Raw genomic sequence first — 20,370 nt, forward strand, 5'->3', positions numbered from 1 at the left:
GGCTCACCGTGCTATTGAGCTAATGGAAAGCCCCGGCAGCAAAACATTCCCCAACATCTAAGCCTAGGAAAGGTTTGATATGCCCAAGCACGCTATGGAACGCCGCGAAATAGTCGTCACCGATCCTGAGCTGTTGCACGAGATGCTCGAAGACGCAGAAGCCGCTCTCCGCCTCATCTCAAAGACTGAGAGAGCAGTTGGCATCCTGGTTACGCGTCACGACTCTTGTCGGTTCACTCTTGCACTCGATGAAGCGGTGCCATACGGCGAGACCCGCGAACTATCGCTTGTCTAGCTGACCACTTACAAGGCATGACCAAACCGGGTTGCCTCATGCCTGTTCGTCCAGTTGAGCACACCCCAACTTGTCGTCAGGCAGCAAGAAATGGAGCGTCAGAATAGGATCAGAAAGGCAGTTCCTGTATATGCCGAGCGCACGGTCTTAGGTTCAAACCTGACAGCCGACCCGCTGATGAACTTGCGCCCACGGGCGCTCGGCAACCTATTGCGCAAATTTCCATGACCGTCTGGACAGTTGGTTCGGCTGACCAGGGGACAATCCTGGTGGGTTATCCACCGCTACTGCTGCTGAGGGAGCTACCCCTAGGCTCCGCATTCCAGGCGTGGATAAACCGGATTGACCCCAACTGTGGACAGCTTGAAGTCACCGGGTTTAGGCGCACAGTCAGGAAGCGAAGGCCAGCCTTTGCGCATGCCCGGTCTACTTGTGGCTGCGTCAGGCTGGTTCAGTCCAGGGCAGCGGTTAGTGACTCTGGGTCGGGTAGCTCGTGTTGCAGGTCTGGTGGAAGCGCATCGTAGGTATATGAGGCTACGGCCATTGGTGGGGTGGCCCGACCGACGCTGTAGCGGAAGGTGTGGTCGTTCTTGCTGCCGCAGATGAGGATTCCGACGGTTTCGGCGTGGGCCTCGCGGCGTAGACGATCATCGACGAGGGCGATATAGAAGTTGAGTTTGCCGGTGTACTCTGGCTGGAATTTCTTGAGTTCGAGACGATGTAGCCGAGTTGTTCGACGTGGAAGAAGAGCAGGTCTATGTACAAGTCGTCGCCTCCGAAATCGAAGTGTGCTTGTCGGCCGAGGAACTCGAATCTGTAGGGTCTTTGGCGATCTGTTGTGCGAGCTCGGAGTCGTGCGCAACAAGCTGTTGCGCAAAGTTGGAGGGGACGGCTCCTGAACGTTCGAGGGTCTTGTTCACGATCATGTTCAGCAAATGTTTGGGGACCAGCCGTATTCGACGGCAGACAAGGCGTACCAGTCCGGGTGGCCGGGTCGAGTTGCTTATCAACGGAGATGTGGTCCCAGGGCAATTGGGCACCAGGCTGTTGCGCAATTGGTCCTCCGCTCCATGCATGGGACTCCCCTATGGCCAACCTCATGCTCTCCGTCATAGGGCCTTTCGCTGAACTCGAGCGCTCCATCACTAGGGATCACCAGCGGGAAGGCATCCCCTTTGCCAAGCGGGACGCCTGCAAGGGGCGGAGGCATGCGATGCGACGAAGATGACCACTTTGAGCCCAAGGCTAAATCTGCCCGCGGAGCCGTTGTCGCTTGGGCCGTGCCAGGTAAGACCAAAGGGCGACGCACGGATGCGGATCAGGTGATCCTGATCCGCATCCGTGCGTCGGTGTGCAATGCGTTCTCTCGGTGGATTCTATGGGGGCGCGCGCTTGTCAGCACGTTCTCCGGCTTCGGATCGTGCCCGTCGACTCCACGAGATGGGTCCGGCTTCGCGATGGCTTAGGGCCGGTCAGTTTACTTCCTTCCCGGGCTCCGGCTCTCCGCCTCAGCGCAGGGTCTTTTCCTTGGTCTCCGGTGCCCAGAGGACGGAGAGGATAAGTCCGAGCAGGGGGAAGGCCGATACCAGGAGCAGCGTGGCAGAGGTGCCCAGTTCTGCCAGGAGGAGCGGGAACAGGTAGGTGGCCCCAGCCGCGGAGATGCGGGAGAACGCTGCGGAGAAGCCCACGCCGGTCCCCCGGACACGGGTATCAAAAATTTCGCTGGGGTAGACGTACTGGATGTTGTTCGCTGCCGGGGCCATAAACAGGTAGAACGCGAAGAGGCCGACGGTCAGCCATAGTGGAGCGTTGCCGAACAGCCCGAGGGACAGCAGGGTCAGGAACATCAGGGCGAAGGTCCAGTTCACGAAGCCGCGCCTGGTGAGCTTGTGCAGCAGGTACAAACCGAAGACGGCACCGGCGAGTTGGACCACGTTGAGCCAGATTTCGACGGTTACGGCGTCGGTGACGCCCAGGCCGTTGAACACCGGGGTGAGGAAGGTGAAGATCGCAAAGAAGGGGCCGACCTGGCAGAACCAGAACAGTCCAGAGTACAGGTGGGGGCGCCAGGTCTGCCGGGTGAACAGGTCCGAGACCTTCGCATGCTTCTGTTCCAGCTTGACCTGGGGAACGACGTATCCCTCTCCGTAATGCTTAAGCACGACAGCTTCCGCCTCGTTGTCGCGGCCGCGGGCCTTCAGCCACATCGGGGACTCGGGCAAGCGGGAGCGCAGCACGAACACGATGAAGGCGGGGACTGCGCTGGTCGCCAGCAGCAGGCGCCAGTTGTCCCCCGACCAGAGCAGCCCGACCATGAAGGCGGCGACGAAACCGACCATCCAAAAGACGGCAAAGTTGCCCAGCAGCACGCCGCGGCCCTTTTTACGGGAAAACTCAGCCAGCACCGCGGTGCCGACGGCATACTCCACGCCGATGGCGAGGCCGAGCGCGAGGCGCAGGGCGACTAGATCCCAGACGCCGACCGCGAACAGCTGGAGCAGGGACAGCACCACGAAGGCGATCAGGTTCCAAGTGAACACCGGGCGGCGCCCGTACCGGTCGGCCAGGGAGCCGAAGATCAGCCCGCCGATGAAGACACCGATCAAGGCGCTGGAGGCGATCAGCCCCTGGCTCAAGGCGGTGAGGGCAAGTTCATTCTTCGCCAAGGCGATGCCGGAACCGATGATGCCGAGGACATAACCGTCGACTGCCGCGCCTCCCAACACGCAGGCCGTGGCCAGTGCATGGATTGGCTTGAAGGGAGCATCATCGAGCGGGACCTGCGCGCGCGCACTGGCCGACGCGGCGGTCGAAAGGGGCTGTGGGTGGGACATAAAGCGTCTCCTGGGGCGTTCGGGTGCGACACTGCACACTGAAATATCGGCAAAGCAACGACTAATATATCTGTTGGCGTTATGCAGGTCACAAGTGACCTTAATAGTGTCGACACATCGCAGTACTCTTCCGGCGACACGTCTCAGGATGCCCGTCGGAAACCGACTGCCAAAGTCGAGGTCAGCGTTCGCGGAGGGAAAAGAAGAAGCTGCCCATGGCTGCCATAGCCACGGGGCCGCGGGAACACGCCGCGCATTAGCCAAGCCGGGCGTCAAAGCGCCGCCTGTACTCCGTTGGCGTCGTGGAAAAGGCGGAAGCGAAGTTTTGCCGGAGTGTGACGGCGTTGCCGAATCCACAGTCCGCCGAGATCTGGTCTATCGACAGGTCCGTGGTCTCGAGCAGGCGCCGGGCTGCGTCAAGACGGCGGGCGCGTATCCATGCGGCCGGCGTTGTCCCCGTTGCTGTCCGGAAGGCGCGGACAAATGTACGACGGCTCAGGTGTGCCTGCGCGGCAAGACGGTCGATGGTCAGGGGTTCCCCCAGGCGGCCCAGTGCCCACTCGAGCAGCCGTGAGATCGGATCGTCGGTGGAGCGCTCCGGCACCGGCTGCTCAATGTACTGCGCCTGCCCACCCTCCCGGTGCGGCGCGATGACGAGGCTGCGTGCCACCTGATTTGCCGCCTCCGCTCCAAGTTTTGCGCGGACCAGGTGCAGGCAGGCATCGAGGGCGGAGGCGGTGCCGGCCGAGGTCAGCACATCACCGTGGTCGATATAGAGCACAGACTGGTCGAGCGGGACATCGGGGTGCCGCGCAGCAAGGGAATCGAAAGCCTGCCAATGCGTGACTGCACGACGCCCTGCAAGCAGCCCCGCGTCTGCCAGCGGAATCGCGCCGAGGCATAACCCTAGAACTGGCACCCCGCGACCATGCGCCCCTTGAAGCACCTGCCGCAGCGAATCGCTGGGGACGCGCCCGTCGTCGAACCATGAGGGCACCACCACCACGTCCGCTTCTTCCGCAGCCTCCGGGCCTTTTATCTCACCCAGCCGATAGCCCTCTGCGGTGGTGATCCCGCCTTCCCGATCAGAAAAGAGGACCGTCTTCCACCCGGCAAGACCTTGGCGGGCCACCTCGTCAAAAACCATCTGCGGCACGGCGAGGTGAAACATCGTCGCCCCATCGAAGGCGTACACCGCGATCCGCATGTTGCTCCTTCCGACGATCTTGGCCCGAATCCATCGTATATGCGCCTTCGTGCCACTGTTAGCAACCAATGGCAACGGGAAGACTGGAAAAGCGCCAAAAGACAGTCCAGCAACCATCAGGGAGAACCAAGAACATGAGCACCCTCCGCCGCGCCCTTATCCTCATTGACGTGCAGCAGCAGTACTTCAGCGGCCCCCTCGAAATCCAGTACCCGCCGCACCAGGAGTCCCTGCCCATGATTGCGGGAGCAGCTGACGCCGCCATCGCCGCCGGCATTCCCATTGCCGTGATCCAGCACTCGGCAGGTGAAGGTGCGCCGGTCTTTGCGCCCGGCACACCAGGCTTCGACCTGCACCCCGAGGTTGAACGCCGCAAAACCGCCGAATGGAAGTCGCTGGTCAAGCAGTATGGGTCCGTCTACGCCGGCACGGACCTCGCCGAATGGCTGCGGAAGCACGACGTCGACACGGTCACCCTGGCCGGCTACATGATCAACAACTGCGTGCTCGCCTCCGCCGTGGAGGCAGAGTTCCTCGGCTTCACCACCGAAGTCCTCTCAGACGCCACAGGCGCCATCAACCTCGCCAATGACGCCGGCTTCGCCGACGCAAACACCGTGCACACGACACTCCTCGCACTGCTGAACTCGAACTGGGCAGCGGTGGCCGATACTGATACATGGACCAACGCCCTGGACACCCGGCAGGCCCTCTCAAGGAGTGACCTCGGCAGCTCCGCGGTCGCGGGCTCCGAACTGGTCCTCCAGGCGTAGCCGGCCGCCCTGGCTTCCCGCCTGCTGTGCCGGGTGGGAAGCCGGGGAACACCACCGGCATTCGCGCTGTTCCATACAGGGGACCAAGACCGAAACGAATTTCAAGGACTGTTTACATGAAGTGGATTCTTCTCGCCGGCGCGATCCTGAGTGAGGTGACTGCTTCCCTTTACCTGAAAGCGGCCCTGGACAATCCTGCCTTCTTTGTGGTGGTTGTCGTCGGTTACTCCGCGTCCTTCGGCTTCCTCGCAGCGGTCCTCCGTAAAGGCCTGGGCCTCGGCGTTGCCTACGGCATCTGGGCTGCGCTGGGGGTAACACTCACCGTGCTGCTGGCCGCCCTCATCTTTGGTGAAGCGCTGACCCCCGTGATGATGATCGGAGTCGCCATGGTCATCGGCGGGGTGCTCTGCGTGGAACTCGGGTCCCATAAATCGCCGGAAGAAGAACCGATAAAAGAAATGGTTCGCTCATGATGTGGCTGTTGCTGGCAGGGGCAATCGTCACCGAGGTGACCGCCACCCTCTTCCTGCGCGTCGCTTCCACCGGCAAACGCCGCTGGTACATACCTGTCGGCGTCGGATACTTCCTGGCATTCACGCTCCTCACTCTGACCCTGAAACAGGGAATGAGCCTCGGAGTGGCGTACGGCATCTGGGCCGCCGCCGGCGTCGCACTCACCGCCCTTGCCAGCCGCGTCTTCTTTAAGGAGATGATCACCCCCGTGATGATGCTCGGACTCGGCCTCATCATCGGCGGCGTCCTGCTCATCGAGCTCGGCGCAGCGCACTAGAGGCGACGGCGGCAGGATCAGACCCGGATCCAGAGGTGGCGAGCGCCGGCTGGGCGGGACTTGAGTGGAAGCCCCCGCGCGAGTCAGGCTCCAGCGCGGGGGCTTCCTTTGCTTCCGTGTTGGGGTACTGGAAACAGCTAGAAATCTACCCGGCAGTAGGTCGGGTAGATTTCCATATCAGGCGACTTTGGTGAATCTTGATTCAACCTTGAGCGACGCCTGACACAGTTCCCTAATGGCTCGGCTCCTCGGTGGCGTCCGGGTCCTCCTCGGGCTCGAACGTGTTCGGCTCCGCATCGGCAGAGATGCCGATGCCATCGCCGCCCTTGGGGATCCCGCCGTCGTTCTTGCCTGGACTACCTGCAGCGCCCTCCTGAGGTTCGTCCTCGGGCAGGGAATCGGGTGAGTTGACAGTCATCGCTCCTCCTTCATTGGCCGGGCCTCTACGCTAACAGCCCGTAGCCGGAAAGGCGCCGGAAGAGCGCGATTTATTTACTGCGCGTCCCGGGCCGGCCCTGCCGCCTTCAGGACGACGTCCGGCGACAGTCCGGCCCGCGGCCAGCCTGCGGATGAGGCCGCAACAGGCCTGGAAGATTCCGGCTTCCGTAGAGGCTACAGGACAACTTCGGCTCACCTCCCCGTCATCCGGCTGCCGATACCAAGTCACCCAGCGTCGCAAACGATGACAGCAGCAAACAAAAGCAAACAAGAAACGAACAAAAAGTCTTGACTCCCAATGACACCCGCTGTTACAAATGCTGTAACGCTTTGCGATGAATCGATACAAAATCTCTTCGCCCCCCGAGAAGCGCCCCATCAAAGGAGATGACCATGCTCAGCAGCGCCCTAACCCCCGCCAGACCTGGCAAGACCGCCAAACGGACTGTCGCCGTCGGGCTGGCCGCCGCCGTCCTGCTCAGCGGCGCTGGACTGACCCTGGCCGCAGCCCCCGAAGCCAGCGCCGAACCCAGCAACTATCGCTTTGATTTCGGTAACGGGCCTGTAGAGGACGGCTACACCGGTGTCAGCGCAACGGATGCCTACAGCCCCGAAGCACGCTACGGGTTCAACACCCCCGGGCACATGGTGAACGTTCCCGCCAAGGGAACCGGCGCGGGAAGCGACGCCGTGCGCTTCCTCCAGTTCGGCACCAGGAGCAGCAACACATTCAACGTGGACCTCAAGGAAGGCCTCTACAAGGTGACCGTCACTCTGGGCGACACATCCAGGGCCAGCATCGCCGCCGAAGGGGTCTTCCAGGAGATGAACCTGACCGGAAACGGCGCCACGGCCTCCTTTGAAATGCCCGTCCTGGACGGCCAGCTCAACCTCCTGGTCACCGAGGGCAAGGTGGGAACCGCGTTCACGCTCAGTTCGCTGGTTATCGAGAAGGTGTCCCGCCATCCCGAAATGGACCCGACCATCTGGGTGGGCGGGGATTCCACGGTTGCCAGTTACTACCCCCTGGATTCCAGTGTGCAGGGCGGGTGGGGCCAGATGCTGCCGCAGTTCGTGGATCCGGAGGAGTTCGGTGTCCGGAACATCGCCACGGGCGGCCAAATTGCCCGCGGCTTCCGCAATGGCGGCCAGCTCGAAGCCATCCTGCAATACATCAAGCCCGGCGACCTGTTTCTGCTGGAAATGGGCATCAACGACACTGCCGCAAAGAACGCCACCACCGAGGCGGAGTTCAAGGAGATCATGCGGGACATGGTCCGGCAGGTAGCCGCGACCGGAGCCACGCCGGTACTGGTGACCCCGCAGGGCCGCGCCACCGACTTTGTGGACGGCGTCCACACCTCGGTGAACCGCTGGTACCGGAACTCCACGGTGGCCCTGGCCCAGGAGGAAGGCGTGCACCTGGTGGACCTGAACGTGCTGGCGTCCCGGTACTTCACGGAAATTGGTCCGGAAGCAACGCTTGCCCTGTTCATGACCGGCGACACCCTCCACCCGAACCGCGCCGGCGCCATTGAACTCGCGCGCCTGTTGGCTGAGGACCTGGCCCGGCAGGGCCTGTAACCGGGCAGCGCTTAACAGAGCAAAGGGCGACGGCGGGGTGCGGCAGAGTGCCGCATCCCGCCGTCGTTTTATCCCCTGCAGGGTTGGCCACGGCCGCCGGGCGATATTACAGGGCGGACCAGCCGCCGTCGGAGGCGAGGATGGCGCCGTTGATGTTGGTGCCGTCGTCGCTGAGCAGGAAGGTGATGGAGGCGGCCAGCTGCGCGGCGGTGGCGGGGGTGGGGATGTTGGCCTGCATGAGCGGGCCGAGGCGTTCGGCGGCCATCTGCGATCCGAAGTTCGCCACGATCCCGGTGATGGTGGGCCCGGGGGCGACCGCGTTGAAGCGCAGCCCCTTGGGTCCGTAGATCACGGCCGAGTTCTTGGTCAGGCCGACGACGGCGTGCTTGGACGCGGTGTAGGCGGCGCCAGCGGCCGAGCCGCGGATCCCGGCCTCGGAGGAGACGTTCACCACCGAACCTGCGCCGGCGTCGAGCATCAGCGGGGTGACGGCGCGGGTCAGGCGCATCAGCGCGGTGACGTTGATCCGGAAGACGCGGTCCCAGAGTTCGTCATCCACCTCATGGATGGGGGCGAAGTTGTCCATGATCCCGGCCACGTTGGCCAAGGCATCAACCCGCCCGCCGGCGGCAGCGACGACGGCGGCGACGGTTTCTTCGGTGGATATGTCGCCGGCAACGGGTACCAGGTCCAAACCTTTGTTCTCTTCCACCAGCGCATCCAGGCGCTCCTTGCTGATGTCCGCGGCGATAACCCTGCCGCCCTCCTTCGCGACGCGCAGGGCCGTCGCCTGCCCAATGCCGGACGCGGCACCGGTAACAATGACGGTTTTTTCGGCAAAACGGTTAGGGGTGATGGCTTCCTGCCATGCGGGTTCGTTGCCCATGATGTCCTTCCAGACAGTGATAAGGGTGATGCCAACCACCTTATGACACCCTGTGTCATTATGGAAGGGTGAATACTGGTGGGATGCCTTCGGATGACCTGATCACAGCCACACGTACGGGACGACCTGTCAGCATCGACCCTGACGCGATCGCCGCATTGGCCCTCAAGATGTTTGCCGAGCGCGGTTACGAGCAGACCTCAATGGAGGACATTGCCCGCCAGGCAGGCGTCGGGCGCAAGAGCCTCTATCGCCATTTCGCCAACAAAGCCGACCTGGTCTGGGGCGGTATGGGACCGGTGGTTGAGGCGTCGGAACATGCACTTGAATCAGCGCCTGCAGCTTCCACGTCCCGGCGCGAGGCCCTGGACGGACTTCGCGAGGCTGTTATCGCCAGCGTAGCCGTCCTCCCGGATCTGGCAGTGACCCGCGGGCGTCTCCGGCTGATCGCCGAACACCCGGAACTGATGGGCCGAAGCTACGATTTCCTGGGCTCCCGTCGCGAGCAGGCCGCGTCCTACCTCACCCAAAGGGGCATCCCCGCGGAAACTGCCCGCTACCTGTGCGCCGCCCTCATCGGCGCGTCATTCGAAGCCTGGCTGCACTGGGCGGCAAGTGATGATCCCGACCCGGTCCCCTATCTTCGGCGGGCCCTGTCGGTGCTGAGCGTGGGCTAACCGCTTGGCAAAAGCCCCCACCAAAACAGCCGCGCAGAATTGATGTGATCTTGCGTCAAACCTTGCCGTCCCCTGAAGTTGCGGGTCCACGCTGGAGGCATGAAGGACCGGCCAGCTTGTGGGGAGCAGGACATCATGGCAAACAAAGCAGCACTCGACGAAGAAATCACCACTGTGGGAGGGGTGCTGACAGATCAGCATCCCCTCGACTTCCACACCCTGGGGCTGGCCGGCTGCATCGACCGGCTTACGGCACCCCTCCGCCGGCGGGGGACCGTGGTCCGCTGGGATACTCCGCACTGGGGCATCGAGATTCCGGCGGCCTGCGCATCCCTGCTGTACCAGGCGGCGCGCGAGGCGCTCAGCAACGCGTACAAGTACTCGGAGGCGTCCCGGCTGACGGTCCAACTGGCGGCCGTGGGCCACGGCATCCGCCTGGTAGTGGCCGACGACGGCTCGGGGTTTGACAGCAATCTCGCCGCGTCCGGGCGTCACCACGGATACGGGCTGCGGCTCATGTCCGTAGCTGTACAGGAAGCCGGAGGCTCCGTGGATATCAGCTCGCGCCCGGGCTACGGCACCAGCGTAACGGTGACGCTGCCGCTGGACTAACGGCTCCTGATATTGGCCTATAGACCCGGATGCCCGCCGTGCGGGGACGGCGGGCATCCGCATGCCCGGGCGCTGGCGGCTAGCGCGTCAGCTTCGCGCTATCGTGCTCAAGGTCGCCGATGTGGCCGGGGGCATTGGCGGCCAGGACCCTGGCAACGAAGGCTCCGTATTCATCCATGAAGTGCCGAAGGAACTTGGCGGTGTCCTCGTTCCTGACCTCGCCATCTTCACCGAACACCGCAGCGTCGTAGTGGATGTAGGCCTCGGGGGAGTTCAGCTGCGGCGCATCCAGGAAGCTCAGGACGCTGCGGAAGGAGGACTGCATCACCGCGGTGCCGATGCTGCCCACGGAGGCGCCGATGATGCCGGTGGGCTTGCGGGCGAAGGAGTTGTTCCCCCATGGGCGGGATCCCCAGTCGATGGCGTTCTTGAGTGCGCCCGGAATGGATCGGTTGTACTCGGGGGACACGAACAGGATGCCATCCGACGCTTCGATGGCCTCCTTGAGGGCGCGCCCCTCCGGCGGGAAGTCGGCATCATAGTCGTAGCTGTACAGGGGAAGGTCCTTGATGGGGATCTCGGTGAACTCCAGGTCCTCCGGTGCGAGTTTGATGAGGGCGTTGGCGAGGACCCGGTTGATGGAGCCGGTGGCCAGGCTCCCCACGAAGTATCCGATCTTGAATGGTGCCATGAGTGTTCCTTCCAATGGCCGGTCCGCGCCGGCCGTCCATGTTCTGTAGGGAAATGGTGCCGTCCGCAGACGGCGGTTGGTGCTCACTGCAGCACCAGTCCAGCACAGAAGACCGGCCGCGGCCAGAGCGGAGATGGTCCTTGACAGGCCGTTGCGGGGAGCGCTCAATGATCAGGTAGCGCAGTCCCCCGGTGTCCAGCGCATCCCATCCGTCCCAGAGGAGCAGCCATGACCGAAAACCCATTGCAGGACCAGCGCGTCCACAATGAGGCCCCTGCCGAGGGGGATCCGGACGCGGATCCCACGGACATCCGGGTCCACACCCAGGATCCGGCCGAAGGCCCCGACGTCCCCGAAACGCCTGCGCCCGGGAAGACCCCGTAAATTCCTGCCGTAATCCGGCCACCCCTTGCAGCCCGCCCGTCAGCCGCACTAGGTTTAACCGCGACCCAGAAAGCGCTTTCCCGCCGGGTTGCGGGAAATCCCGGCGCGACAATCACCAGCGGAATTGGACGACATGACGGACAGCACCCTCATCAGGTGGATCGACGGCGACGCGCCGGCGGAAACCAGCGGCGGAACCACGTGGGGCATGCCCTTCGCCAGGGGAACGGTGGCGGGGGCAGGGTCCTTGGCAGTGGCAGATGCCAACGGAACACCCGTCCCCAGCCAGGCCTGGCCCCTGGCCACCTGGCCCGACGGGTCATTAAAGTGGGCGGGGATCGCGATCCCGGCAACGGATGCGCCGTCGTCGTCTTACCAGGTAGCGTCCGACGGCGCCGCGTCGCCTCAGGCAGCCAGCCTCCCGCCGTCGGACGGTACGGCCGGCCAGGGCCGCACCCGGGTCAGCGTCACTGAAACGGCAGACGCAATCACTGTGGACACCGGCGCCCTGCAAATGGCGATCAACCGAAGCGGCTCAAGGCTGTTCAGCAGCCTGTCACGGGACGGCCGCCCGGTTGCCCGGGACGCACGCCTGGTCAGCCTCCTGCAGGACGGCATCCCCGAGGGCGCCGGAACAGCTGCCCGGGAGTCATTCACCGGCGAAGTCACCGCCGTCGTGCTTGAACAGGGCGGCCCCGTCCGTGCCGTAGTGCGGCTGGAGGGCTCGCACCGGCCGGACGTCCGAGGCGGCTCTGGACGAAACTGGCTGCCGTTCGTCATCCGTTTCTACTTCTACGCAAACGCCCGCAGCGTGCGGATGGTGCATTCGTTCATCTGGGACGGCGATGCAAACCGCGACTTCCTGGCCGGCCTGGGCGTCCGCTTCACGGTGCCGCTGGAGGCCGGACTCCACGACCGGCACATCCGCATTGCCGGTGCCGACGGCGGATTCCTCACCGAAGCGGTGCGCGGCCTCACCGGCCTGCGGCGTGACCCCGGCGACGACGTGCGCGATGCCCAGATCGCCGGCCGCCCCACCCCGCCGCCGGCAACCTGGAACCCCGAAGTCTCCGAGCGCCTCCACCTCATTCCGGCCTGGAGCGATTACACGCTCAGCCAGCTCAGCGCGGACGGCTTCGAACTGCGCAAGCGCACTGCGGCAGGCCACGGCTGGGTGGGGATCTCAAGTGGAACACGCTCAGCGGGCTTCTGCTCCCTGAGCGACACCCGCGGCGGGCTGGGCGTTGGAATCAAGGACTTCTGGCAGTCCCACCCCGGGCAGTTGGACATCCGCGGCGCGGCCACCGGCGAGGCTTCCCTGACCGCCTGGCTCTACTCCCCTCAAGCACAGCCGATGGATCTGCGGTTCTACCACGACGGCCTGGGCCAGGACACGTTCGAGGAGCAGCTCGAGGGACTCGAGATCACCTATGAGGACTACGAACCCGGCTTTGGCAATCCCACCGGGATTGCCCGCACACATGAGTTAACTCTCTTCGCATACGACGCCACTCCTTCAACGGAAAGCCTCGCCGCGGACGCGGCGGCCGCGTCAACCCCCGCGCTCCTCCAGGCTACCCCTGGGTACCTCCACTCCGTGGGCGTCTTTGGCGACTGGGACCCGGTGGACCGCAGCACCCCGGCCCGCGCCCGGCTGGAGGACCGGCTGGACTTCCTCTTCGACTTCTACACCGGCCAGGTGGAGCAGCGCCGCTGGTACGGCTTCTGGAACTACGGCGACGTGATGCACACCTACGACTTTGACCGGCACGTCTGGCGGTATGACGTTGGCGGCTACGCGTGGGACAACTCCGAGCTCTCCCCCGACCTCTGGCTCTGGTACTCCTACCTGCGCTCGGGCCGGGCGGACATTTTCCGGTTCGCCGAGGCCATGACCCGCCACACCGGAGAGGTGGACGTCTACCACCTGGGGCCGTGGAAGGGACTGGGTTCGCGGCACAACGTCCAGCACTGGGGGTGCAGTGCCAAGCAGTTGCGCATCAGCACGCCCGCGTACCGCCGCTTCTACTACTACCTGACGGCGGACGAGCGCACCGGTGACCTGCTGACGGAGCTGGTGGACAGCGACCAGAACTTCCTGGGCCTGGACCCGGTCCGCAAGGTCCGTCCGGACGCTGACACATACCGGCCCAACCGCGGAGCCCTGGGCGTGGGCCTCGGAACAGACTGGGGTTCCCTCGCCGCCACCTGGCTCACGGACTGGGAGCGCACCGGCAACCCGCGTTCACGCGACCGCCTCCTGGGCACCATGGCGGATATTGGCGCCCTCAAGTACGGCTTCCTCACCGGCGAAGCGCTGTACGACCTGGACAAGGGACGGTTCGACACCGGCCGGGAGCTTCTCCAGGTATCGCACCTCAGCGCGGTGTTCGGGCTGGTTGAGATCTGCAGTGAACTGGTGGACCTGGTCCCGGATCCGGACTTTGAGCGGGCCTGGCTGCAGTACTGCCGGCTGTTCCTGGCCACGAAAGAGGAGCAGGTGGAGGCCGTGGGTGAGCCGCTGGCGGGCATCTACCTCACCCAGGCCCACAGCCGGCTTACCGCCTACGCTGCGGCGCGGCTGGATGATGCGGACCTGGCGGCCCGGGCCTGGGAAAGCTTTGCCGAGGGCGGCGAGCACCTGAACCACGAATCGGCCTTCACCCTGCGCAGGATCGAGCCCCCGCATGTGCTGTTGCCGGTGGACGAGGCGCCCACCGTTTCCACGAACGACACCGCCCAGTTCGGCCTCGCGGCCATCCAGAACCTGGCGCTGATCGGCAAGCACCTGCGCTAGTCCGAAAATGAGATGCGGCGCCTGTGGTTGGCGCGGGTGTGGGTGTCCGGGGCAAAGTAGAGCCGTCGGCGAGTCCTGAAGATTGGAACTTAGGCTGCCCGGGTCAGGGTGACGGTGTAGCCGAGGGCTTCGAGTTGGCGGACGTGGTTGCGTTTGCTGGTATCGGGGTTGGTGTGGCGGCTGAAGTGATCGGCGCCGAGGTCGCGGAAACGTACATTGGGATCCTGCAGCAGGTGCCAGACGATGACGAGGATGGAACGTCCGATGGCGACTATGGCGCGTTTCCTGCCTCGTCGCCGGGCGATCCTTCGGTAGCGTTCGCCCAGGAACGTATCTGTCTTTCCGGCCACGACGGCTGCCTCTCCCAGGACCCGGGCGAGATAGCGGTTGCCATGCCCGGTCGAGCCGTTGCCCTTAGTCTTCCCGGCGGAGGAATTGATGCCTGGAGAGAACTTCGACCAGGAACAGAGGTGCCCCGCGGTTGGGAACCGGGTCATGTCGGCCCCGATTTCGGCCAGGATAATGGCGGCGGCGACGGGGCCGATGCCCGGGATCTCATCCAGATGCTCCGCCGCCCCCGCGAAAGGGGCCAGTTGCACCTCGATCTGTTCATCGACCGCCGTGATATCGGCATCGATCCCGTCGATCCTGGCCAGCATCCGTGCCAGCAGGAAGCGGTGGTGGTCATCAAAGTGGCCGCTGAACGCCTCCTCGAGTTCGCTGATCTTCTTCCGCATGCTTGCCCGCGCCAACTGGGCGAGCACTTTCGGATTCCGTTCGCCGGCGATGAGCGCCGCCATCATCTCCCGGCCGGACACCCCGAAAATATCCGAAGCCACGACGGAGAGTTTGATGCACGCGTCCTCAAGGAGTTTTTCGACCCGGTTCTTTTCTGCCGTCCGCGCCCCGACGAGGTCAATCCGGTACCGGGTCAGGTCCCGCAGCCGCCGGATCGGGGCGGGCGGGACAAAACTGGGCCGCAGCATCTGCCGTTCGGCGACTTTGCACAGCCAGACCGAGTCGAGCACGTCGGTTTTGGGACGTCCCGGCAGATGCCTAACGTCGCGCGCGTTGACCAGCCACGGTTCGAGCCCGTGAGCCTCGAGGAGATAGAACACCGGCTTCCAGTAATCGGAGGTTGCCTCCATCACCACCCGCTCGATCCGGAGATCGACCAGATGGTTGGCCAGTTCCCCCAGGGATCGGCTCATGGTCGAATGCGTGGACACCTCCTGTAACCGCTTCTGCGGGTTCCCGACCGCCGGGACCCGGACACAACACACGAGTTCGGCTTTGCCTATATCCAGGGCCGCGACCCTGGCAATGATCTGCTCCTCATCCTGGGATTCGGCCAGCATGGCCTACTCATCTCCTCACCCGACGCCCCGCTGAATGGATAAGCGGCCGCCCGTGGGATCACCGGGAAAATCGGAATCTAGTCCTCGTTCTCGGCTAACGAAACAGTGAAGGGCCCACAGCGTGATCCCCAGCGCCCGGCTAGCTGACGGCCTGAATGAACCATAGAACCACGGCGTCGGCAGGCGACCACAAGGACATTTTCAGCCCGGAACGGGCGTCCCGCAAGGGACACAAAGGCTAGCTGCCTCCATCCCAACTGGGTAGCAGTAAGTGTCGTTTTGGACCCTAGAAACGACACCTGCTGCTACCTGGTTGGGGGTGTTTTCGGTGCCGCGGGGGTTTATCGTGAAATTACTGATGACCTCAGTTCTTCATCGGATTCGGTTCAGTCGAAGGAGACGCGATGAGCACGAAAGTTGAGAAACGGATTGTGGTCGATGTCCCGGTGAGTACCGCCTACAACCAGTGGACCCGGTTCGAGGAGTTTCCGCGCTTCATGAGTGGCGTGGAGAGCGTGACCCGGCTTGGCGATGATCGCCTGAAGTGGGTGGCGCACATTGCCGGCGTCCACCGGCGGTGGGAAGCGAAGATCATCGAGCAGGTTCCGGACCGGAAGGTGGCCTGGGCATCAATCGAAGGTGCCACCAACTCCGGCACTATCGAATTCAGGGATGCCGGCGCAAACAGGACCGAACTGGCGCTGACGCTGGAGTACCAGCCCGCGGGCATGGTGGAGAAGGTGGGAGACCTGCTCCATGTTGTGGGCCGCCAGGCGGACCACGACCTGAAGAAGTTCAAGGAATTCATCGAACACGAGGGCCGCGCCGGCGCGCCCACCACCGCTGCGGCATCCACTACCGAACGGCCGCCCTACAACAGGTTCGAGCACCCCTTCGACCAGACGAACGGCCTGGTCGATTTCGAGGGTGAATCGGATGAGACGGCAGAAGGTGAAAACTACAGTTCCGGTGAACGCCGGAACCGCCGGCACGATGAAGGCAATATTCCACCCTTCAGCGGCACCTTGGGACAGCACTGACTCTCCTTCCTTCGTTGAGGCCCGACGGCGGTATTGCCTGCCCATTCGGCGCCAACGCCGCCGTCGTACTTCCCGCTCTGGAAACCCACCCGCCCAAAAGGTATGTTGGTAAGCATGCTGATGATTTTTACCGGGTCATCAGTTTCCGGTGACAAGCGAAGGAGACGTTATGAGCACGAAGGTGGAAAAACGCATTCTGGTGAACGTACCGGTGAGCACGGCCTACAACCAGTGGACCCAGTTCGAGGACTTCCCGCACTTCATGGGCGGTGTCAAGACTGTCACGCAGCTCAGTGACGATCGGCTGGAGTGGGTAGCCGAGATCGGCGGCGTCCGCCGGCAGTGGGAAGCAAAGATTCTGGAGCAGGTACCGGACCGCAAGATCGCCTGGGCCGCTACGGAAGGCGCTACAAACGCGGGCGTTGTGGAATTTGAGGACATCGGCGGCGGACAGACGTCCGTGCAGCTGACGCTCGAATACGAGCCCGAAGGACTTATTGAGAAGGTGGGCGACAAGCTCAACGTGGTGGACCGGCAGGCCGAAGCAGACCTGCAGCGGTTCAAGGAATTCATTGAGGATGAAGGTTACGCCAGCGGCGCCTGGCGCGGCGCCGTCAACCCCGGTGCCACCGTGGGCACGCCCGGCGTGGAAGACGCCGCCGGGTCCCGCGGCGACTCCGGCAAGGCAGGCGTCTCAGGCAAGGTCGCCGCTGGACTCGGCGTAGCCGCAGCCGCCGGCGCAGCAGCTGCCATGGCGGCCGGCACCAACAAGGAGACAACTGCGGCTGCCGATGAAACGGTAACTCCAGCGACTACCGGGGAACCGGCCACCGTTACGCCGATCACGTCTGACACCACGACAGACACCACAACAACGGGGACGGCGGGCACGACTGGCACCACGGGTACCGCGGGTACGGCTGCGGCAGCCGGCTCCACCGGTTCGCTCGCCGATCTGGGCGATGACAGGATCGGGCACTCCTTCGACCAGACCAACGGCCTGGTGGACACCACCGGCGAATCCGACGAGACGGTGGAAGGTGAGAACCTGAGCGCCGCTGAACGTGAAGGTGACGACCGCCGCCCCGATGGCGGCCTGCCGCCCATCGGCGGCAACCTCGGCCAGCACTGACCCGGACTGACCGCACGCCAAAGCGCCGCCCGCCTCTCCCCCGAGGCGGGCGGCGCTTTGCCGTTCCTGGCGGCTTGCGTATTCCGGTGCTACTTGCCCGGTGCTACTTGTCCGTGCCCGTGTAGGTCACGGACGGCATGGCAGGGGTTTCCATGCCTTCACCGATGAAGAAGCTCGGGTGCGGCGGCTGGTTGTAGGACACGTTCTGGTTGGCCACCCCCGTCCGGTACATGGGGTCGTGCATCAGGGTGCGGAGCCGCACCTCGGTGGGTGAGGTGCTGGTGTAGATCCGCAGTTCGGTGCTGTCAGACGACGGGAACACCAGTTCCTCGCGCCAGTCACCCAGCAGGTCTGCCTGCAGGGACGGGTTGCCCTTGGTGTGGTTGTTGGTGCGGGCGCCGGTCGCGGTCAGCAGCCGGTCGCTGGATTCGGTTTCCCAGTTCCACTTCGAGATGGTGGGCACACCGACGCCGGCAGCGGCGTCAAAGTCGTGGTCCACGATCTCGCGGAGCAGGTCGCCGTCCCACCAGGCCATGAAGTTGGCCGCCGGGATCTTATTCGCGATCAGTTCGCCCTTGGCCGAGCGCAGCTCGCCAACCGGTGAGTTCCAGGCGCCGCCGCCGCCCACAGCCCAGCTCTCTGAGCCCGGGAAACGGGGGTCGATGTCGCCGGTGGCGCCGCGCCCGGTGTCCCGCGTGGCGGGAATGTTCCAAAGAATTTCACCGGTGGCAGCGTCACGGAAGGTGGCTCCCCGGTTGCCGCTCTGGCCCATGCTCTCGTGTACGGCGAATGTCTCAAGGCCCGGACGGGACGGATCGAGATTGCCGGTGTGGATAGCATCGCCGTGGCCCAGCTTGGTGTTGTAGAGCGGTTTGCCGTCATCGTCGATGGTCATGGAGCCGAAGACGAACTCGTCCTTGCCGTCCTGGTCCACGTCCGCCACGGAGAGGTTGTGGTTGCCCTGTCCCCTGTACTCTGCGCCGGCGATGTCCGAATCAAAGGTCCAGCGCTTCACCAGCTTGCCGTCCACCAGGTCATAGGTGACCAGGACGGTGCGGGTGTAGTAGCCGCGGCTGAACATCAGGGACGGCTTCTCTCCATCAAGGTAGGCGACGCCGGCCAGGAACCGGTCCACGCGGTTGCCGTAGCCGTCACCCCAGGCGGAGACGTTGCCGCGGGGCGGGTCGTAGGGCACGGTGTCCATGATGGTGCCTGTGGCCCCGTTGAACACGGTGAGGAATTCCGGGCCGGACAGGATGTAGCCGCCGCTGTTGCGGTGATCGGCTGCGGGGTCACCGATAACGGTGCCCGCGGCGTCCTTGGTGCCGTCAGCGGTCTTGAAGGAGACCTCTGCCTTGCCGTCGCCATCGAAGTCGTAAGCCATCAGCTGGGTGTAGTGGGCGCCGGCGCGGATGTTGTGGCCGAGGTCGATGCGCCAGAGCTTGGTGCCGTCCATCTTGTACGCGTCCACGTACACGTTGCCAGTGAAGCCGGACCTGGAGTTGTCCTGGGCGTTGGACGGGTTCCACAGTTGGATGATCTCGTGGCTGCCGTCGCCGTCCAGGTCCGCCACCGTGGCGTCATTGGCAGTATAGGTGTAGGGCTTGCCGTCCTTGCTGACGCCGTCGGCCGGTTTGTCCAGCTTGATGGACAGGTAGTCCTGCGCCAGCGGGATGAATTCCGCGCTGAGCTTGTCCTGGCCGTTGCCATTGCCCACGGCCTTGATGACGTACTTGGAGGCTGCCGTTCCGGCCGGATCAACATAGGTAGTGGTGTCCCGGATGGGCTCTTCGGTGAGCTGGACGCCGTCGCGGATCACGTGGAACCCGATGCTGTCCTTGTCCAGGCCAAGCATGCGCCAGCCGAGCGTGACGCCCTGGTCAGTGAGTACGGCCACCGGCGCCCGGTCCAGGTTCTCCACCTGGCGCTTGAGCGCCGACTTGCCGGATGCTTCCGGAAGCGCGGGGTTGGCCTGTGCCAGGGGAACCCCGGTAAAGGCGAGCGCTGCCGCGGTCAGTGAGGCAGCAGCAGCCAGGGGCGCCGCTTTCCAGGCCCTGCCGGCCCGGAACTTTGGGGAACATTTTGAGGGATAGAGCAAGGGAACATCTCCTTTGATGCGGCGGCAGCTGAGTCTGCCGGGCCAACAGTTGGAACGTTTCACTTAGACCGCCGGATGGTCTCCGAGAAGATGACTCAAGGGGGTTCCGGCGCGATGGAAAACGCTTTCTGCCCTTTAGGTTTATCAGTGCCCCGCGAGTGGGGTCAAGGTTTTTTCGGTACTAAATGGGAGAATTTGTTCTCTTGCTGTTCCTTGCTGCGACTGCCTCCAGTAGCGGCAGGGTGCGGGAAGGCATAACTTCCACCAGTGACATGGCCGTGCTGGTGCGTACGACGCCGGCAGCCGCCAACATCCTGTTGGTCACCCTGTGCAGGTCCGCCGGGTCCTTCGCCGCCACTTTGGCGAGCAGGTCGGCGTCACCCGTGGTGGCATGCATTTCGATGATTTCCGGAATGGTCCGCAGGGCCGCCATCGCCTCGTCGCTGGCGGACTGGCTGATCGAAATCGAGATGAAGCCAATCAGAGGGAGGCCCAGCGCCCCGGTCCGGACCCGCTGGCTGAACGGAGCCAGGGTGCCGTCACTGACCAGGCGCCGGAGCCGGGCATGGACAGTGTTGCGTGCCACGCCGAGTGTCCGGGACAGGGACAGGACCGTGGCCTGTGGATCCTGGTCAAGCGTGAGGAGGATCTCGGCATCAAGAGCGTCGATAAGGTGCATAGTGAGCATTTTGCCACCTTGGGCAGGTCCCCGGCCCCGATCTGTCCTGCACAAGACAGCTGTGTTGCGCACACTTCCCGGAATATCCCACGATG

20 protein-coding genes are annotated in these 20,370 nt (G+C 64.0%); 11 read left to right on the plus strand and 9 right to left on the minus strand.

Annotation, left to right across the window (positions count from 1 at the left end; genetic code table 11):
* The first annotated feature begins 79 nt into the window (after window positions 1–79).
* Complete coding sequence (locus NXY83_RS18475; RefSeq protein ID WP_258803666.1) at window positions 80–295, plus strand: hypothetical protein; 216 nt, start codon at window positions 80–82, stop codon at window positions 293–295.
* A 451-nt stretch (window positions 296–746) separates the two neighbouring features.
* Here the strand turns inward: NXY83_RS18475 and NXY83_RS18480 are convergent, their stop codons facing one another.
* The 3 genes from NXY83_RS18480 to NXY83_RS18495 all read right to left on the minus strand — a co-directional run bounded on the left by NXY83_RS18480 (window position 747) and on the right by NXY83_RS18495 (window position 4,336).
* Window positions 747–1,172, minus strand: a complete 426-nt coding sequence (locus NXY83_RS18480; RefSeq protein WP_309484101.1) for a PDDEXK nuclease domain-containing protein — start codon at window positions 1,170–1,172, stop codon at window positions 747–749.
* A gap of 631 nt (window positions 1,173–1,803) precedes the next feature.
* Complete coding sequence (locus tag NXY83_RS18490; RefSeq protein WP_258803667.1) at window positions 1,804–3,129, minus strand: MFS transporter; 1,326 nt, start codon at window positions 3,127–3,129, stop codon at window positions 1,804–1,806.
* 256 nt (window positions 3,130–3,385) lie between these two features.
* Entirely contained in the window at window positions 3,386–4,336 is a 951-nt protein-coding gene (locus tag NXY83_RS18495) for a GlxA family transcriptional regulator (protein WP_258803668.1), read from the minus strand.
* A 134-nt stretch (window positions 4,337–4,470) separates the two neighbouring features.
* Between NXY83_RS18495 and NXY83_RS18500 the strand changes: the two genes are divergently transcribed.
* The 3 genes from NXY83_RS18500 to NXY83_RS18510 all read left to right on the plus strand — a co-directional run bounded on the left by NXY83_RS18500 (window position 4,471) and on the right by NXY83_RS18510 (window position 5,899).
* On the plus strand, window positions 4,471–5,109 hold the full coding sequence (locus NXY83_RS18500; RefSeq protein WP_258803669.1) for an isochorismatase family protein: 639 nt from the start codon (window positions 4,471–4,473) through the stop codon (window positions 5,107–5,109).
* 116 nt (window positions 5,110–5,225) lie between these two features.
* Entirely contained in the window at window positions 5,226–5,582 is a 357-nt protein-coding gene (locus NXY83_RS18505) for a DMT family transporter (protein WP_258803670.1), read from the plus strand.
* Window positions 5,579–5,899, plus strand: a complete 321-nt coding sequence (locus tag NXY83_RS18510) for a DMT family transporter (RefSeq protein WP_258803671.1) — start codon at window positions 5,579–5,581, stop codon at window positions 5,897–5,899. Before NXY83_RS18505 ends, NXY83_RS18510 begins: the two co-directional genes overlap by 4 nt.
* Window positions 5,900–6,131: 232 nt before the next feature.
* On the opposite strand, the gene NXY83_RS18515 is transcribed toward NXY83_RS18510, so the two are convergent.
* The gene (locus tag NXY83_RS18515; RefSeq protein ID WP_258803672.1) at window positions 6,132–6,317 is read right to left on the minus strand and encodes a hypothetical protein; all 186 of its coding nucleotides are present in this window, start codon (window positions 6,315–6,317) and stop codon (window positions 6,132–6,134) included.
* Window positions 6,318–6,730: 413 nt separating this feature from the next.
* On the opposite strand from NXY83_RS18515, the gene NXY83_RS18520 reads away from it, so the two are divergent.
* Entirely contained in the window at window positions 6,731–7,921 is a 1,191-nt protein-coding gene (locus NXY83_RS18520; protein WP_258803673.1) for a rhamnogalacturonan acetylesterase, read from the plus strand.
* 106 nt (window positions 7,922–8,027) lie between these two features.
* Here NXY83_RS18520 and NXY83_RS18525 read toward each other — a convergent pair whose 3' ends face one another.
* Window positions 8,028–8,807 (minus strand): SDR family NAD(P)-dependent oxidoreductase, encoded by a 780-nt coding sequence (locus NXY83_RS18525; protein ID WP_258806340.1) that lies wholly within the window; start codon window positions 8,805–8,807, stop codon window positions 8,028–8,030.
* A gap of 83 nt (window positions 8,808–8,890) precedes the next feature.
* Here NXY83_RS18525 and NXY83_RS18530 point away from each other — a divergent pair, with 83 nt between their 5' ends.
* Both NXY83_RS18530 and NXY83_RS18535 read left to right on the plus strand, forming a co-directional pair.
* Window positions 8,891–9,484 carry a TetR/AcrR family transcriptional regulator gene (locus NXY83_RS18530; RefSeq protein ID WP_258803674.1) on the plus strand — a complete coding sequence of 198 codons (594 nt, stop codon included), beginning with the start codon at window positions 8,891–8,893 and terminating at the stop codon, window positions 9,482–9,484.
* Between the two features lie 135 nt (window positions 9,485–9,619).
* The gene (locus NXY83_RS18535) at window positions 9,620–10,096 is read left to right on the plus strand and encodes a sensor histidine kinase (protein ID WP_258803675.1); all 477 of its coding nucleotides are present in this window, start codon (window positions 9,620–9,622) and stop codon (window positions 10,094–10,096) included.
* 79 nt (window positions 10,097–10,175) lie between these two features.
* On the opposite strand, the gene NXY83_RS18540 is transcribed toward NXY83_RS18535, so the two are convergent.
* Window positions 10,176–10,787 (minus strand): NADPH-dependent FMN reductase, encoded by a 612-nt coding sequence (locus tag NXY83_RS18540; protein ID WP_258803676.1) that lies wholly within the window; start codon window positions 10,785–10,787, stop codon window positions 10,176–10,178.
* A gap of 228 nt (window positions 10,788–11,015) precedes the next feature.
* On the opposite strand from NXY83_RS18540, the gene NXY83_RS18545 reads away from it, so the two are divergent.
* Entirely contained in the window at window positions 11,016–11,171 is a 156-nt protein-coding gene (locus NXY83_RS18545; protein ID WP_258803677.1) for a hypothetical protein, read from the plus strand.
* Window positions 11,172–11,304: 133 nt separating this feature from the next.
* Window positions 11,305–13,968: a Tat pathway signal sequence domain protein gene (locus NXY83_RS18550; RefSeq protein ID WP_258803678.1), complete on the plus strand. Its 2,664-nt coding sequence runs from the start codon at window positions 11,305–11,307 to the stop codon at window positions 13,966–13,968.
* Between the two features lie 89 nt (window positions 13,969–14,057).
* Here NXY83_RS18550 and NXY83_RS18555 read toward each other — a convergent pair whose 3' ends face one another.
* Entirely contained in the window at window positions 14,058–15,326 is a 1,269-nt protein-coding gene (locus NXY83_RS18555) for an IS110 family transposase (protein ID WP_258802807.1), read from the minus strand.
* Window positions 15,327–15,730: 404 nt separating this feature from the next.
* Between NXY83_RS18555 and NXY83_RS18560 the strand changes: the two genes are divergently transcribed.
* On the plus strand, window positions 15,731–16,366 hold the full coding sequence (locus NXY83_RS18560) for an SRPBCC family protein (protein WP_258803679.1): 636 nt from the start codon (window positions 15,731–15,733) through the stop codon (window positions 16,364–16,366).
* A 169-nt stretch (window positions 16,367–16,535) separates the two neighbouring features.
* Entirely contained in the window at window positions 16,536–17,498 is a 963-nt protein-coding gene (locus tag NXY83_RS18565) for an SRPBCC family protein (RefSeq protein WP_258803680.1), read from the plus strand.
* A gap of 103 nt (window positions 17,499–17,601) precedes the next feature.
* Here the strand turns inward: NXY83_RS18565 and NXY83_RS18570 are convergent, their stop codons facing one another.
* Window positions 17,602–19,596 carry a rhamnogalacturonan lyase gene (locus NXY83_RS18570; protein ID WP_309484102.1) on the minus strand — a complete coding sequence of 665 codons (1,995 nt, stop codon included), beginning with the start codon at window positions 19,594–19,596 and terminating at the stop codon, window positions 17,602–17,604.
* Between the two features lie 181 nt (window positions 19,597–19,777).
* A complete protein-coding gene (locus NXY83_RS18575; RefSeq protein WP_258803681.1) occupies window positions 19,778–20,284 on the minus strand; it encodes an Lrp/AsnC family transcriptional regulator in 507 nt (168 codons plus the stop codon).
* Between the last annotated feature and the right edge of the window lie 86 nt (window positions 20,285–20,370).

The sequence above is a fragment of the Pseudarthrobacter sp. NS4 genome, from assembly GCF_024758005.1.
In the GTDB taxonomy this organism is placed as follows: domain Bacteria; phylum Actinomycetota; class Actinomycetes; order Actinomycetales; family Micrococcaceae; genus Arthrobacter.